General features: G+C 43.9%; 14 protein-coding genes and 1 pseudogene. 11 read left to right on the top strand and 4 right to left on the bottom strand.

Annotation, left to right across the window (positions count from 1 at the left end; translation table 11 throughout):
* Nucleotides 1-271: 271 nt before the first annotated feature.
* From DW47_RS0109515 to DW47_RS0109490, 5 genes are all read left to right on the top strand, one after another.
* Complete coding sequence (locus DW47_RS0109515) at nt 272-1804, top strand: AAA family ATPase (protein ID WP_029686202.1); 1533 nt, start codon at nt 272-274, stop codon at nt 1802-1804.
* The gene (locus tag DW47_RS0109510) at nt 1801-2643 is read left to right on the top strand and encodes an HNH endonuclease (RefSeq protein WP_029686201.1); all 843 of its coding nucleotides are present in this window, start codon (nt 1801-1803) and stop codon (nt 2641-2643) included. The genes DW47_RS0109515 and DW47_RS0109510 overlap by 4 nt, the downstream gene beginning before the upstream one ends.
* A 187-nt stretch (nt 2644-2830) precedes the next feature.
* Nucleotides 2831-4344 (top strand): IS3 family transposase gene (locus tag DW47_RS17260; RefSeq protein ID WP_479650931.1). Its coding sequence is split into 2 segments (ribosomal slippage): nt 2831-3266 and nt 3266-4344, totalling 1515 coding nucleotides; the frame shifts between segments, so codons are not numbered across the junction.
* A gap of 171 nt (nt 4345-4515) precedes the next feature.
* A complete protein-coding gene (locus DW47_RS0109495; RefSeq protein WP_029686197.1) occupies nt 4516-5184 on the top strand; it encodes a hypothetical protein in 669 nt (222 codons plus the stop codon).
* A 12-nt stretch (nt 5185-5196) separates the two neighbouring features.
* A complete protein-coding gene (locus DW47_RS0109490; protein ID WP_029686196.1) occupies nt 5197-6411 on the top strand; it encodes a helix-turn-helix domain-containing protein in 1215 nt (404 codons plus the stop codon).
* Nucleotides 6412-6795: 384 nt separating this feature from the next.
* Here the strand turns inward: DW47_RS0109490 and DW47_RS0109485 are convergent, their stop codons facing one another.
* The 4 genes from DW47_RS0109485 to DW47_RS0109470 all read right to left on the bottom strand — a co-directional run bounded on the left by DW47_RS0109485 (nt 6796) and on the right by DW47_RS0109470 (nt 9912).
* Nucleotides 6796-7926 carry a phage integrase Arm DNA-binding domain-containing protein gene (locus DW47_RS0109485; RefSeq protein WP_029686195.1) on the bottom strand — a complete coding sequence of 377 codons (1131 nt, stop codon included), beginning with the start codon at nt 7924-7926 and terminating at the stop codon, nt 6796-6798.
* The gene (locus tag DW47_RS0109480; protein WP_338151556.1) at nt 7901-8143 is read right to left on the bottom strand and encodes an excisionase; all 243 of its coding nucleotides are present in this window, start codon (nt 8141-8143) and stop codon (nt 7901-7903) included. The genes DW47_RS0109485 and DW47_RS0109480 overlap by 26 nt, the downstream gene beginning before the upstream one ends.
* A 127-nt stretch (nt 8144-8270) precedes the next feature.
* Nucleotides 8271-9206, bottom strand: a complete 936-nt coding sequence (locus DW47_RS0109475; protein WP_051150888.1) for an HNH endonuclease — start codon at nt 9204-9206, stop codon at nt 8271-8273.
* 19 nt (nt 9207-9225) lie between these two features.
* Nucleotides 9226-9912, bottom strand: a complete 687-nt coding sequence (locus DW47_RS0109470; RefSeq protein ID WP_029686191.1) for a LexA family protein — start codon at nt 9910-9912, stop codon at nt 9226-9228.
* 101 nt (nt 9913-10013) lie between these two features.
* On the opposite strand from DW47_RS0109470, the gene DW47_RS0109465 reads away from it, so the two are divergent.
* The 6 genes and pseudogenes from DW47_RS0109465 (at nt 10014) to DW47_RS17255 (ending at nt 14343) form a co-directional block, all read left to right on the top strand.
* The gene (locus DW47_RS0109465) at nt 10014-10253 is read left to right on the top strand and encodes a hypothetical protein (RefSeq protein ID WP_029686190.1); all 240 of its coding nucleotides are present in this window, start codon (nt 10014-10016) and stop codon (nt 10251-10253) included.
* Nucleotides 10254-10579: 326 nt separating this feature from the next.
* Entirely contained in the window at nt 10580-11293 is a 714-nt protein-coding gene (locus DW47_RS0109460) for a phage antirepressor KilAC domain-containing protein (protein WP_084689055.1), read from the top strand.
* A gap of 4 nt (nt 11294-11297) precedes the next feature.
* On the top strand, nt 11298-12413 hold the full coding sequence (locus tag DW47_RS16365; protein WP_071846634.1) for a conserved phage C-terminal domain-containing protein: 1116 nt from the start codon (nt 11298-11300) through the stop codon (nt 12411-12413).
* Nucleotides 12414-12635: 222 nt separating this feature from the next.
* Nucleotides 12636-12980: pseudogene (locus DW47_RS0109450) on the top strand (DUF968 domain-containing protein); the annotation flags it as partial.
* Nucleotides 12981-12997: 17 nt separating this feature from the next.
* Nucleotides 12998-13540: a DUF1133 family protein gene (locus DW47_RS0109445; protein WP_029686185.1), complete on the top strand. Its 543-nt coding sequence runs from the start codon at nt 12998-13000 to the stop codon at nt 13538-13540.
* A 110-nt stretch (nt 13541-13650) separates the two neighbouring features.
* Nucleotides 13651-14343, top strand: coding sequence for an HNH endonuclease (locus DW47_RS17255; protein ID WP_173391608.1), 693 nt, complete (start codon nt 13651-13653; stop codon nt 14341-14343).
* Nucleotides 14344-14375 lie beyond the last annotated feature (32 nt).

The following is a 14375-nucleotide window of genomic DNA, read 5'->3' as shown; positions in this document are numbered from 1 at the left end:
ATTATTATTAATTTTGATATACCCATGGCACTTCAAGTTGCAGGAACTTGAGCCAAAAGCAACATTAAGGGTAACTTTTTTTGAGTACCACCATCCTGCACCTTAAAGTTACTTGGGTACAGTTGTATTCAATGCTAATACTTTATGAATATAAAAGATAAAATCAAAGCCCTCGCTAACTACTCGTGGTGAAGTTCGCTGGGAATACACATATTAAAACACTCTGAGCATTTAGAGGTATTTTAAATTAACTATAATGATTGAGCTGAAGATGAAATTTAAAGTGCTGCCTGCGGGAAGTGCGTCCCCGATTGACAAAGCTAACTGCGCCTATTTAATCACTGACAGTTGGGATGACTGGTTTGAATTCTCCACAATGTATACATTGGTTTATATCAACTCAAATAACGAAAAAAATGTTATCGGCTCTACTAAAATAGGCCAGTTTAATATGACCCGGGGTCAAAGCAGGCCAAGTATTCCAGAAGATTTCGAAAAGCTCGATGAGAATTTCTTCTCCGTAGGTCAAGATGACAGTTTTTATGAAGTGTTGAATGACCTTGGGGGGAATATTAGAAATGAAATATTATCATCTCTTAATGACATTGCTCTCAATGAAGATATCTATGAAAAAGCAATTAATGAACGAGTGACTAGCATTTCTCTTCTTCGAACTGTCAGTTATACATCAATCAAGGGTCAGTTCCGTCGACTTGCAAAAGGTGGTGCTCGGCTATCAAAATACTCATTTTCATATAAGTCACCGGTGATGAAGGGCACAGTCTCTGACAGAATTGATTTAAGCTTTGAAGTTGTGCCAGAAAGTAACCCTCCAACAAACATTCATGTGCTAATTGGAAGAAATGGTGTTGGGAAAACGCATTTAATGAATAATATGATCAGTTCATTGATTGATGAAACTTCTACCCCATCAAAAGTTGGTGAGTTTTCATCAAAAGATCAACTGGCTGGTGAGCTTTTCTCTAACGTAGTATCAGTTACTTTTAGTGCTTTTGATGAAACAGAACCATTACCAGAGAAAAAAAATAAATCAACTGGAATTCAGTTTTCATATGTAGGTCTTAAAAGAGTAAAAAAAGGTGATGAGAAAAACCTTCCACCCAAAAGCCCTATAATATTAAAAAATGAATTTGTAAAAAGTATGCTTTCTTGTAAGGCTGGAGGGAGGGTTGAACGCTGGAAAAGAGCAGTGGATAAACTGGAGTCGGATCCAGTATTTTCTGATGTTAATGTGGCCTCAATATTAAATAAGCAAGACGAAGATGAGTTTAAATATATAGCTGGAGAAATATTTAAAAATTTGAGTTCAGGGCATAAGATTGTATTGCTAACCATCACTAGGCTTGTTGAGACAATGGAAGAAAGAAGTTTAGTTTTTTTAGATGAACCAGAGGCGCATCTCCACCCACCATTGTTGTCAGCTTTTATAAGGTCTCTCTCTGACTTGTTAACCAATAGGAATGCAGTTTCTATAATAGCTACTCATTCTCCTGTTGTTCTTCAAGAAGTCCCTCGAAGTTGTACTTGGAAGTTATGGCGTAGTGGCTATCTTTCTAAAGTGGAGAGGTTAGAAATAGAGTCATTTGGTGAGAATGTGGGAATACTCACTAGGGAGATTTTTGGACTAGAAAATACTGACTCTGGGTTCCATAATCTTCTTAACGAGGCTGTAAATAAGCTTGATAATTATGATTCAGCAGTAGACAATTTCAAGGGACAACTCGGGGTTGAAGCCAAGGGTATTTTACGAGCTTTATTTTCAATTAAGAGAAATCAATCATGAAAAAGCTTTCAAAGCCAAATGATAGTGCGTTAGACGTATTTACAGCCTGCATTGATAGAATTCGTGATGATAATTTGAAAATGAGACTTATAGCTTGCTCTCAAGAAATACAAGATTCCGCTGTTGAATTTGACTTGAAAGCATCAAATGCACAACTACATACAATTTTCCCCAAAGACAATGTTGCTACTATGGTAACAGTTAACGAAATGAAGTCTGTGTATACAAATAGAATGGCTAAAAAATTAGCGCCGGGGCGTATCTACTATGACAGATTAATGTCACTTCCAGATCATGGTAGGTGTCCCCTTTGTTCTCAAAGAGTGGTCTCAACATTAGATCATCACTTGCCAAAAGCACATTTCCCATCCTTAGCCGTTTCTCCTTTCAATCTTATTCCCGCATGTCAAGACTGTAATAAAACTAAGAACGAAGGAATTCCGACGTGCTCTGAAGAGGAAACTTTACATCCATATTACGATGATGTAGAGCAGTTTGTCTGGGTGAAAGCAAAAATAAGGGAGTCCATTCCTGTAGCGATTGAGTTTTATGTAGATCCACCTAATACTTGCCCGCCAGTCCTTACCGAACGCATGAAGTATCACTTCAAAGCGTTTAGATTAGGTGCTCTTTATGCTTCACATGCTGCTGAAGAGCTAGCAAGCATTGAATATATTGCAAAGATAGTTCACGATAAAAGTGGAAGTGATGAGCTAAAAAATTATTTGTCAGAGACTGCAGCTGGAAAGAAATCTGTAAGCTTAAATTCTTGGCAATCTGCACTGTATAGTTGCCTCTCAGAGAATAACTGGTTCTGTGAAATAAGGTTTACATTGTAAAAAGGCTTCCAGATAATATCTGCGAATAATTACACGTTGGGATTCTAAATAGCTGCGCCGAATAGTAGATTACTTTGAGAGAACTCAGCCTGGATTCTGCGATCTGATCAATCGGCAAACTAACCCCTCAGTGTCAGCATAGTTGTCACCCCCTCTGAAAAATCAATCTGAGGGCATGGAGTGACACATGAAACGTATTTCACCGGAGCGTAAGGCTGCAACACTGGCAAAACTGTTACCGCCTTACAATATGGCCGTGGCAGCCGTTGCACAGATGGAAGGAATATCGGAAGCCACCCTGTATAACTGGCGTAATCAGGCTAAATCAGAGGGGAAACCGGTGCCCGGTGCAGAGAAAACAACAGACCAATGGTCAGCAGAAGCACGCTTTGCCGTGATAGTCGAAACCGCCACGCTTTCCGAGGCTGAAGTGGCAGAATACTGCCGTAAAAAAGGCCTGTATCCGGAACAGCTGGTTCAGTGGCGGCAGGGATTTTTACAGACGGAGAATCCCGGTGATAAAGCGGCACTGAAACAGAGCCTGAAAGAAAATAAGCAGCTGAAGAAAGAACTGCTCCGCAAAGAAAAGGCCCTGGCGGAGGCGGCAGCCATACTGGTACTGCGAAAAAAGCTTACGGATTACTACGGGGAAACCGGCGGGGAAGACTGACGCCGTACAATGAGCGGCAACAGTTTATTGTGTGGATTAATGAAGCTGTCAGCTCAGGTGCCCGGCTTGTTATTGCCTGCCGGGAAGTCAGCATCAGTCTGCGTACCTGGCGCCGCTGGCAGAAAACACCACGTGACGGCAGACCTGAAGCCCTCAGGCCGGTACCGTTTAACCGGTTATCCTCTGAGGAAGAAAGCCGGATACGGGCTGTCTGCCATCAGCCGGAATATGCCAGCCTGCCGCCGTCACAAATCGTGCCACGGCTGGCGGATAAAGGCATTTATCTGGCCAGTGAATCCACATTTTACCGTGTGCTGCGGCGGTCAGGCGAAGTGCACTGCCGGGGGCGTCAGGCACGTCAGCAAAAGGCCGCCGTCCCGACAACCTATACGGCCAGCGGGCCCTGTCAGGTCTGGTCATGGGATATCACCTGGTTACCGTCGGTGGTGCGCGGACGCTGGTATTACCTGTATATGATAACCGACCTGTACAGCCGGAAAATCACGGGTTATGAAGTGCATGAGACAGAAAGCGGTGAACAGGCTGCCGCTTTAATGCAGCGCAGTGTCATGCGTGAAGGCTACTGGCGGCATCCGCTGGTACTGCATGCAGATAACGGCGCAGCGATGAAATCACAGACGCTGCAGATGAAACTGCACGAACTGAATATCACGCCGTCTCACAGCCGTCCGCGGGTCAGTAACGATAATGCGTATGCAGAATCACTGTTCCGGACGCTGAAGTATGTGCCGCAGTGGCCGTCATCAGGGTTCAGAACACTGTCGGATGCCCGTCAGTGGGTGGAAAAATTTACCCGGTGGTATAACGAAACACACCGTCACAGCGGAATAGGCTATGTGACGCCGGCAGAACGACATCGCGGAGAAGACCACAGGCTCCTGAAACAACGGGATGAACTGTACCGTCAGGCACAGAAAATACATCCTGAACGGTGGTCAGGTAAAACGAGAAACTGGCAGCCGGAAGGTCCGGTAACGTTGAACCCGGAACGGGAAAAACAGGCAGCTTAAATTAACCGGGGGTGACAACTACCTTGACACTTACCGTGCTCAACGAAGAACTGGTCGATCACACTCAATAGGCATGTCACATTATCTAATGATTGTTAAATCATGCCTTGCGCTCAAAACGAAAAAAAACTAAGATAAAATCTGCTTAACGCAACAGGGTATCTAAATAGTATGGAAGATGTACAAAAGCAAATTGACAGTGTTCTAACTAACGCTTTTCGCAGGGAGTTCTGGCTTGATCTTCAAGAGGAAACATCTGCAATCTATCTAGCGGCACAGAATGTTGTTACTGGTGATTCTTTGAAGCTTGAGCGTCCAGAAATTGTACGTTTAAGGCCACAGGTGCGGCACTACAGTCTTAATAGTGCCTTTCGTCGAGCGGCCAGAAGTGCTGGCTATGAATGGATGGATGCTGAGACTAAACCAAAAGGTGAAAACTATGTGATCGTTAGCTCCAAGGGCGTTCGTATTAGTCGAATTGGACTTAATCATGATGAACAAAAAATTAAATCGGCTAAACATCGTTCACTGATTGCCGCATTAAATCAGGATTATGAAGGTTATACTCCTGATATTTTTGAACATAAAGAGGCAAGTAATGGCATTGACACGTTAGGAAGCTTAGGCGTATTGGTGCTGAATATTAATCCTCCCTTATCGTCTGATCAGGATAGAATGTTAGACTTAAGGGTTGTAGTCCCTTTTAGTAATTTAAATGGATACCACTATAATAAATCAATTAGTGAGATCCTCGAGTTATACGCTATTGAAAGGGAATCTGTTGTTCCAGATATTGCGATTCCGGTACTCAAGAAACGCCTTAAGGAACAAGAAGGTTAATTTGGTGATTATATGAGAGTGGGTATTTCTGGCTTCCAATCTGAGAGATTAACTCAAATTCGTGAAGCAAGAGGTCTTTCAAAAATCAACCTCGGTCGCTTGGTTGATCGATCTCCTTCGACTGTAACAAAATGGGAGAATGGGAGTCACTCTCCTGATGCTGAAGTACTAGCCTTGCTAGGACAGGTTTTAAATTGTCCAGTCAGTTGGTTTACAAAACCTGCGGGCAAAAAAGAGAATAATCCAGTGTTCTTCCGTACTCTCGCAAGTACTGCCAAAGATTTATGCTCATCTTCAGAACGTTATATGGAATGGCTACAGGAAGGGTGTTGTTTTTTGCAGGAATTTCTGGACCTGCCTACTGTAAATATTCCATTTTTGGAAATTGATGATTATCGCGCTATCGATGATGAACTGATTGAAATCATGGCTGCGAAGTGTCGCGAAATTTGGGGGTTAGGTATTTCCCCGGTGAAAGATTTGCTTCTGACAATTGAAAACTCAGGTGTTATTTGTTCTCAATTTGAACAAGGAAGCGTTGTGATGGATGGTTATTCCCAATGGAATAAAGAAGAACGCCGACCATACATAATACTAGCAACTGATAAAGGAAATTATTATAGAAGTCGTTTTGATGCAGCTCATGAACTCGGGCATATCGTACTGCATCGCTACGTCAAACGACTTGATCTCATTAATTTCAAACCTATAGAGGAACAGGCAAATAAATTTGCAGCTAGTTTTATGTTACCTGAGGAATCCTTTTCGGTTGAATTGCAACCCTATCCTACGTTGGAGAACTTCGTTTCTCTGAAAGGACGTTGGGGAATGTCTGCGCAAGCAATGATACATAGAGCTAAGTCTCTAGAGTTGATTTCTCCTCTAGAATATCAACGACTTTATAAAAGCGTTTCGGCGAGAGGCTGGAGAAAAGGTGAGCCACTTGATGATTTAAGAAAGCCTGAGACTGTTAGGTTGTTACCTCGTTGTGTGAAGTTGCTATTAGATGAGAATGTTTTCACTAAAGCGGGTTTTCTTGAAGAGTTGAGTATGTCCAGAACAGATGTAGAGGATATTTTCTCACTGCCAAAAAGCTACTTAAGTGAATCGATGGTAATGGATATGGTAACCAAGGTCAGACTTAAGAATCAACAAAATAAAAGTGATGAAAATAGTTCTGTTGATAAGGTAGTAAATATTTTTAGTTATAAGAAACAAAATGATTGATTCTTTCGGCCACATAATATCAATGTGGCCATTTTTTGATAGACTAAAAATAGTATGAAATTCACCCACCCACATGTGTCGAGATACATTTTTATAGCTGCTTATGAGGTATGCCCCAATAGTTTTAGGCAAACTCATCATCTTATACATCATTATGATATCTGCATGACAGGCCTCGAATTTCGTAGGATATTGGTGGGTTGTCTCTGGAAATCATACCGCCACTTTTCCTGTAGCCACAAATTCTTATATAAGTTCGTCGTAGGAGGAGTGAGCGGCCCCCTTAAACACAAAACTGCAAAGTAATTAAGACCACTATCGGCTGAAAGGACAATTGAGAGATTCCATCATTCGCTCATAGCGGACCTTATCAATAATAGGCAACTACCCAACCACCACCCAGTCTTTACCTCGGTCGTCATGATATTTATCGGTCATAGCCTGTGATTTATGGCCGAGCAACCTTTGGGTGTTCACGCCTTGTTCGCTGTACAGGCGTTCGGCGAGTGAACGTTGTTCGTGGAAGGTGGGAGCGGTTTTCTTTGCCCAGCTAAGGCCGCAGTTGTCTCTAGCTTGACTGAACAGCATTGTGAGGTTGCTGGTGGTAATCGGGTCTCCGGGTGAGACCTGTGATGTGTTACGGAGATAGTGAATTAGAAACTCACTTTTTACTGCGTCACGGCATTCGAGAATTACGTCTTCCAGTGACATATCGAGGGCGGAGCAGTGCAGGGAAAGGGGAATGGCGACTTTACTGGCGGTCTTTTGCTGGATGATATGCAGATAGCCATCCCAAATATCGGAGAACTTCATCTTACAGATATCCCCGATACGTTGTCCGGTCACAATGGCCAGCAGCATTCCCCGCCGCAAATAAGGCTGTAAGCTCTGCGCCTGTCGGAATATCGTTTGCCACTCCTCAAGGTTCAGACGCTGACGCTGCACTTTATGATGCGGTAGGCGGGTTACTTTGGCCGGATTAAATCCCGGGGGAACAATGCCGTTGTGTTGGGCCTCTTTAAACACATCCACCAGTACCATTCTGAAAACCTGAGCCTGCCGAACGCGTCCATCCTGTCGAGTGGCATCCATAATCTGGGTGATGTGTAGGGCGGTGATATTGTTCAGAAGCAATCCGCCAAAATGCTCCGTGAAGACTTTCAACGGATTCATCTTCTGCTTAAGGGTGGCAGGTTTCAGTTCTCCAGCTTCCATCCGTTCCTGCTGGATAACCCTGTACCGTTCCAGCCACTCACTGACAGTGGTGTCTTCGGGCAGAATAAATGCCTGAGAAAGGGAGTCATCACTGCGCAGCAACTGGCGTGCTCTCTGGTCGGCAAATATCACATTGGCCTCAGAAGCTATCTGGATAGCTTCCGTCATACAGACGCCCAAGCTATGGAAACGGCCTGTCAGTGGTTGTTTGTATTGCCAGTATATTTTCCCAGTCCGCTTATCCTGTTTGGCATAGAGGTTCGGGATCGTGGCTTTATGCGCACCGGTTCTGGCGGCCATTACCGATAATCCCTTTTAACTTTGGATGGGTGTTTCGCGGAACCACCGGCCGTGCGACCTCCCCGATAAATCGGGCGTCCTTGTCTACCATCCATCGGCGGCCCATTTTAACCGCGAGGGGGTTAATCATCCCTCTCCGGGCGTAGAGAAACAGGGTCTGAGGCTTTGGGGATTGTTTACCGAATTCCTTTTTGGCCCAGTCAGTTAGTGATATCATCCTTGGCATTTGATCTCCTAAAAATAGACTTGTGAGTATTCCTATTAACAAATGTATTTTATATCATTACGGTGGTTATGTATCAAAAGGTATTTTGTTTAAATTTACTTATGAGTATATATCCATGTTAATTATTTTTTTGGATAAAAATATCCCATCTGAATCTCAGAGCCTCTATAGAGATATCGTGATTGGTATTAATCTTTCCACCTTCTAAATGGCTATACTCACTATTTACTATCTCTGTACTTAAGTGGATGGTTTTTTTTGTTGGATGAATTGCAATGAAATCTAAGTCAAATAAACCATGAATGTCTGATCTTAACAATATACCATTACTAATTTGATTATGTGTTTCATTTCTATAAGGAAAAACATGCGCCGCCTCTAATATTTCGGTTATTTTACAACCGGAGATTGCACAATTTTGGGAGTGATTTAATAAGTTAGCACGGAACGATTTTTGTCCACGTCTCATTTTTATTATTCTGCTTAATCTCATTCTAAGATCTTCGGAATTAAATGATATATTTTTATTTTCTTCGTTAAACTTTGATGGTGGCTCTCTATCTAAAAAACCTTGAGCCCAAGGTAAATAAACTTCCTGAATTGATAGTTGCTTATTATGGCGAATAATATTTTTTTCTAACAATAAATATGGCTCTTTAATTTCTATGAAATCATCTGAATAATAAGCGATATGCTTTTTTACAGGGATGCTAACCTTTAAGGGAGTAGTGAACTCATGTCCATTACTACACCGCCACTCGGGATGCTTATTAGTTCTAGTTCTCAATTTTTTTGCATCACACTGAGGTTCTGGGCACTTGTTTATTTCTTTTAAAGATTCATATGCCTTTATATTATTTATTTTTGATACACCAATGATATAAGACCTATTATATATTAGAGCAATGTCACCCTCTCTAACTTGCTTATGATTAGCGACATAGTTATCATACGAGTAAGACGACTTAGGATCTCCTTCATATCCATTATTCCCTCGGTAAATAAGCTCATTTTTATCAATCGCCTTAAAGGCCCATGCTTTCATTTTGCTCATTAAATATCCTTATCTCTAACTATAGAAGCTTTAGTTTTGTTTCAATTGCAATACCAATTATTCGATAACTATTTTTTATTTCTAATATTGAAGGCCAAATAGGATTTAGAGCTTTAAGGTATTTTTTTCCACCATCAAAAATTATTTTTTTGAAAGTTACCACCTTATCTTTTCCTACTTGGACAGCAATGAGATTGCCATTCACAGCCGTTCTACCGGTATCAAATAAGACATAAGTACCTTCAGGTATACTTATGCCAGCAGGTGCCGTCATTGATTCATCTTCAATTCTTAACCAAAAAGCTGTTCCTATGATGGCTGCATCTGACTCTAGCCATTCACCTTGATGTTGTTGTAATGACTCTTTAGCAGAGAGTGGCCATTTGGCTGCTTGGTATGAATCTATGACTGGATATCGCTTGCTTACACTCCACGAAACACTTTTTATCTGCTCATTATTGTGATCTTGATCGTAACCATTCATCCAGCCACTAGGCAGGTTTAGTGCTCTTTCGATATCTCGTGCAGCCTTTTCTCCGATGTTACGTCTGTTAGGTTTTCCTGCTGGGTAGAGCATTCGTGATACGACAGTTGTGTCTAATCCTGCTTTCTCCGCAAAGGCACGTTGAGTTTCAAAGTCATTGACTAATTTTTGAAGACGCAGTCTTCGCGCTTCAAAAATATTGGGGATGTTATCTGTATTCATAGTCTTAGATTCTACTAGTCCTTACTTATTGGTAAATGACCTTCGAGTATTGATACAAATATACTTTTGAGTATATACTCATATTCTACTAAGGAGTTCTTATGGAAGAGCTTAGAGTTTATCTCAACTCACTACCTCCTATCGGGCAGCGTGATTACGCTGCCAAGTGCAAAACCTCGCTTTCATACCTTCGAAAAGCGATCAGCTGTAATCAGTCCCTTGGTACAGCTCTTTGCGTATTGCTGGAGTCGGAAAGCAACGGTGCGGTCAGTCGTAAGGGGCTGCATCCGGATGATTGGGAAAAGTTATGGCCAGAGTTGAGGATTGGCAACCCACAGTAAACACCAGAGGACTGTCGGTGCATTCTCAAATGGGCCTGATAAATTTCGAGACAGAAAAAAGGAGAACACTACGCTACTAGCCGATAACTGATCGGCAAAGGAGATGTCCGGATCGAGGCGTACCGGATACCAGAGAACCACTCTGAACATGGAGAGTATCGCATGAAGCCACTCACCGAACGTCAATATCTGCCGCGTCTGCGGATCACTTCAGTTTCTGATAAACCCCACTATCACTACGAACGTCGGCTACATGGGAAATGGATCCCTTGTAATCAAGGGCGGGCTATTGCTATGGCTCAGCTGTTTAACCGGAGGGGGCTGAAATGGAGAAATCACTGAAGTCTACGCCGGTACCGGCATTACCTCCTCAGACCGTTATTCACAAAGTGAAGATAAGTAGTCGCGAAATCGCCCGTCTTACCGGTAAATATCATGGTCACGTACTACGTGATATCGAAGCCATGCTGGAGCAGCTTGGAGAGGCCACGGAGGGGTATATCCATTTTTGGATACACCCCCAGAACGGGCAACTTTACAAGGAGTATGAGCTCGACCGGGAACATACCGAATGTCTGATCACAGGGTATAGCGTTTCACTGAGAATGAAGATCATCCGTCGACTGCGTGAGCTAGAATCTGGGTGCAATATTGTCCCTCAGACACTACCAGAAGCACTGCGAATGGCCGCGGATATGGCAGAGAGAAACGCACTGCTTGAACAGAGAGTACAAGACTCGGCTAAGAAGGTAGCTTTTGTTGATCACTATATGGATGCCCAAGGTGCCAAAAGCCTGAGAGAAACCGCCAAAATTCTCAATATGCCTGAGCGCACGATGATTGAAACACTGTTACGTGACAAGGTGTTATTCCGTTTGTCTGGCAATTTAATGCCCCACGCACTGCGCCAGCGGGATGGGTTATTTACTGTAAAAACGGGCTCTGCTGAGACTGGCCACAATTACGTGCAGACTAGGGTAACAGGCAAAGGCATCCAATGGATAGCTGAGCATTATGCTTCCGAATTGATGGGAGGATAGGGCGATGAGCGTAAAACTATCGGCGTATGTATGGGACGGGTGTTCGGCTGCCGGACTGAAGGGCAACAAGCTACTCATAATGTTACGGCTAGCGGACTATGCCAGTGATGAAGGGATAGCCTTTCCGGGTATAGAGACCATTTCAAGGCAGTTGGGTGCGGGAAGGAGCACTGTGATCTCTCTGATAAATGAGTTGGTGAGGGGCGGATGGCTTGAGAGGCAGGAACGGCGGCTGGGCCAGCGGAATATGAGTAACTTGTATATTCTGAATGTGCCGAAACTGCGTAAAGCGGCAGAGAAAGCCTATTGGTCACTGCACAATCCTCAGGGTCTTAAAACTGAACCGTCAGAACCCCAGGGGCCGAAATCTGGACTATCAGAGTCTGAAGGTCTGAAAACTGGACCGTCAGAACCTCAGGGGCCGAAATCTGGACTATCAGAGTCTGAAGGTCTGAAAACTGGACCGTCAGAACCTCAGGGGCTGAAATCTGGACTATCAGAGTCTGAAGGTCTGAAAACCGGACCGTCAGAACCTCAGGGGCCGAAATCTGGACGGTCAGAGTCTGAAGGTCTGAAAACTGGACCGTCAGACTCTCAGGGTCCAAAATATGAACGTCCAGAAAACCAAAAAAATACGGATCCTCACCGTCCAAAAACTGGACCCGAACCGTCAGTAAATTCAAAACAAGATCCAACAGATCTAAAACCCCTTTGTCCGGTTTCGTCGAAACCTGACGTTGAAACCGAGATCACCGAACAGGCCATTAGGGTACTGAACTACCTAAACCGTGTGACGATGGCCCGTTTTCAGAAGTCACGCTCCAGCTTAGAAAATATCCGTGCCCGGCTTAGAGAAGACCACAGTGAAGAAGACCTGATGCTGCTTGTGGATTATAAAAACGAGCACTGGCGCGACACATCGATGTACGAATATATGCGACCTAAGACTCTTTTTCGACCAGGGAAATTTGAAGCCTATCTCAGCAGTGCATACCGCTGGAAAGGCCGGGGTAGGCCTCTGCGAGAGACTTGGGACGCTATCCGCTCGGGGGCTAGGAGCGATGGATTCCAAGCCAGTTATCAGGACGTGGACTACAGCTGCCCTGAAGGTTTCAGATAAGCAATATCTGCCATGGAGGGAGTGAGTATGCGCGTGTTACTAACCCCGGATATCGCCTCATTAACCGGAACGGTGCTGTTCAGGCCAGGACGCAATCTGTTGGCATTGTTTCGTGAGCCACAGTTGCTGATTTCTACAGTACCTGAATGCCTCAAAGGCTTACCTTCGGGGCTGATACCTGACGGTGATTTCCCTAGTGAGGCAGAGTTAGCGGTGGAACCCGTTGTGACATTACAGGCTGACCCTGATAGTCCGGAGGCTTTCATGTTACGTCCAAAGCGTCACCGGTGGGAGAATACTCACTATACCCGCTGGGTGAAGCATCAGACCTGCTTAGGGTGTAATAAGCCCGCTGACGACCCGCACCACATTACCGGCCATGGACTTGGAGGTACCGCGACCCGGTCACATGACCTGTTTGTGATACCCCTATGTCGTCAATGTCATGACTATCTACACGCAAATACACCAGCCTTTGAGGCACAGAACGGCACACAGTTGGAGTTATTGTTCCGGTTCTTGGACAGGGTGATGGCCATCGGTGTTATCAAGGCGGCCGGTAAATAATTTGGGGAGGCAATACTATGATCTATCCAACAGAAGTTGCGAAGCACGATGAGGCCTGCCGCCTTACGACATTGGACCGGTTATGGGTACAGGGGCGGTTGAAAATGTGGGGACGCTGGTCGTATATCGCGAAGCACAAGCAAGGGAGTATTTTCAATCAGCTGTTATCTGGGCAAGTGATGACGAAGAAAGCACTAACCCATGCCATTGCCGAACTTAGTGCAGCAGGGACCAGTTATGAGGAACTACGTGCCTTCCTTGAAGAAATAGTAAAGGGACGGTTAAACAGCCGTCTTGCCTTTTGTTCTGATGATGAAGCGTTGGCCATAGACAGAATTATCGGTCAAGTATTTGAGGGCTCACCAGCGCTGCTCAAATTATTGCATCAGCGGTATGATGGACACGGCAAAAGTAAGCGGCAATTAGCAGGGGAATTGATGACGAGATGCCCAGAGCTGAGTTTGGCGACCTGTAGGCGTCGAATAGACTGCTGGCTTAATGTGGCAGAATTTGCACTGTACGGGCCGTTCTGTGATGAGTTCAGACGACTTTCAAGATAACACTGAGAGGTATCAAATTTTATTACAGAGTAAAAGTCTTTTGAAATACAGTTTTAGGGTTATTCCTGATAAATTATTCTATCCGTATGAGGCATGAGCCGGTGGTAGAAATGGACAGTGGTGGCGATCGTGATACGTTGCGTAATAAAAGTGGCTATCCTACAGGTAAGCTAGTCAGAGCTGTTTGGGATTGTTGTGATGATCTTTTTGTAAAATACGGAAGAGTACCTACCAGGCAGGAATTCAAGGAAGAAATTGCCAAGCGCGAGCCAGAACGTGTTGGTATCAGTACGCATTCACGTCAATATGGCGAATGGAAGAATTACCATAAGCAAACCCATGGTGATCAAAATGAAACTGAGCTGTTGCTAACCGAACTAAGCTCAGAAGTCTTTGAGGAAGGTCCTGAAAATTTCACTGACTTTCGACGGAGGGTACTCCGTGAAGTTGTTCTAAGACAAGGGCAGCCACAGTTCCGAAAACGTTTACTTAAAGCATATCGAAGACAGTGTGCCGTCACAGGCTGTACAGTAGATGTACTTCTGGAAGCAGCCCACATTGTCCCTTATGCCGGTGCGTCGCACACTAAATCCTGCCATGGGATTTTATTGAAAAGTGATATTCATACGCTCTTTGACCGTGGGTTACTGTGGATTGATGACAATTTTAAGGTACGTATTTCTGACCGATTACATAATACTGAATACAAAAGATTTGATGGCCAGAGTTTATTATTACCCGATAATGAAAATGACCGTCCGCTGAAAGAACATTTAGCAAAACACCGTGAAATGATAGAGTGATTTTGAAAACTTAGTATTTTTGTGTGTTCGAG

The sequence above is a fragment of the Tatumella saanichensis genome (assembly GCF_000439375.1).
GTDB lineage: Bacteria > Pseudomonadota > Gammaproteobacteria > Enterobacterales > Enterobacteriaceae > Tatumella > Tatumella saanichensis.
Note: the sequence above shows the minus strand (reverse complement) of the source record. Positions and strands in the feature narration are given on the sequence as shown.

Coding starts and splice junctions, on each gene's coding strand:
- DW47_RS0109515 (WP_029686202.1), top strand. CDS start 272: ATGAAATTTAAAGTGCTGCCTGCGGGAAGTGCGTCCCCGATTGACAAA.
- DW47_RS0109510 (WP_029686201.1), top strand. CDS start 1,801: ATGAAAAAGCTTTCAAAGCCAAATGATAGTGCGTTAGACGTATTTACA.
- DW47_RS0109495 (WP_029686197.1), top strand. CDS start 4,516: ATGGAAGATGTACAAAAGCAAATTGACAGTGTTCTAACTAACGCTTTT.
- DW47_RS0109490 (WP_029686196.1), top strand. CDS start 5,197: ATGAGAGTGGGTATTTCTGGCTTCCAATCTGAGAGATTAACTCAAATT.
- DW47_RS0109485 (WP_029686195.1), bottom strand. CDS start 7,926: ATGGCCGCCAGAACCGGTGCGCATAAAGCCACGATCCCGAACCTCTAT.
- DW47_RS0109480 (WP_338151556.1), bottom strand. CDS start 8,143: ATGATATCACTAACTGACTGGGCCAAAAAGGAATTCGGTAAACAATCC.
- DW47_RS0109475 (WP_051150888.1), bottom strand. CDS start 9,206: ATGAGCAAAATGAAAGCATGGGCCTTTAAGGCGATTGATAAAAATGAG.
- DW47_RS0109470 (WP_029686191.1), bottom strand. CDS start 9,912: ATGAATACAGATAACATCCCCAATATTTTTGAAGCGCGAAGACTGCGT.
- DW47_RS0109465 (WP_029686190.1), top strand. CDS start 10,014: ATGGAAGAGCTTAGAGTTTATCTCAACTCACTACCTCCTATCGGGCAG.
- DW47_RS0109460 (WP_084689055.1), top strand. CDS start 10,580: ATGGAGAAATCACTGAAGTCTACGCCGGTACCGGCATTACCTCCTCAG.
- DW47_RS16365 (WP_071846634.1), top strand. CDS start 11,298: ATGAGCGTAAAACTATCGGCGTATGTATGGGACGGGTGTTCGGCTGCC.
- DW47_RS0109445 (WP_029686185.1), top strand. CDS start 12,998: ATGATCTATCCAACAGAAGTTGCGAAGCACGATGAGGCCTGCCGCCTT.
- DW47_RS17255 (WP_173391608.1), top strand. CDS start 13,651: ATGGACAGTGGTGGCGATCGTGATACGTTGCGTAATAAAAGTGGCTAT.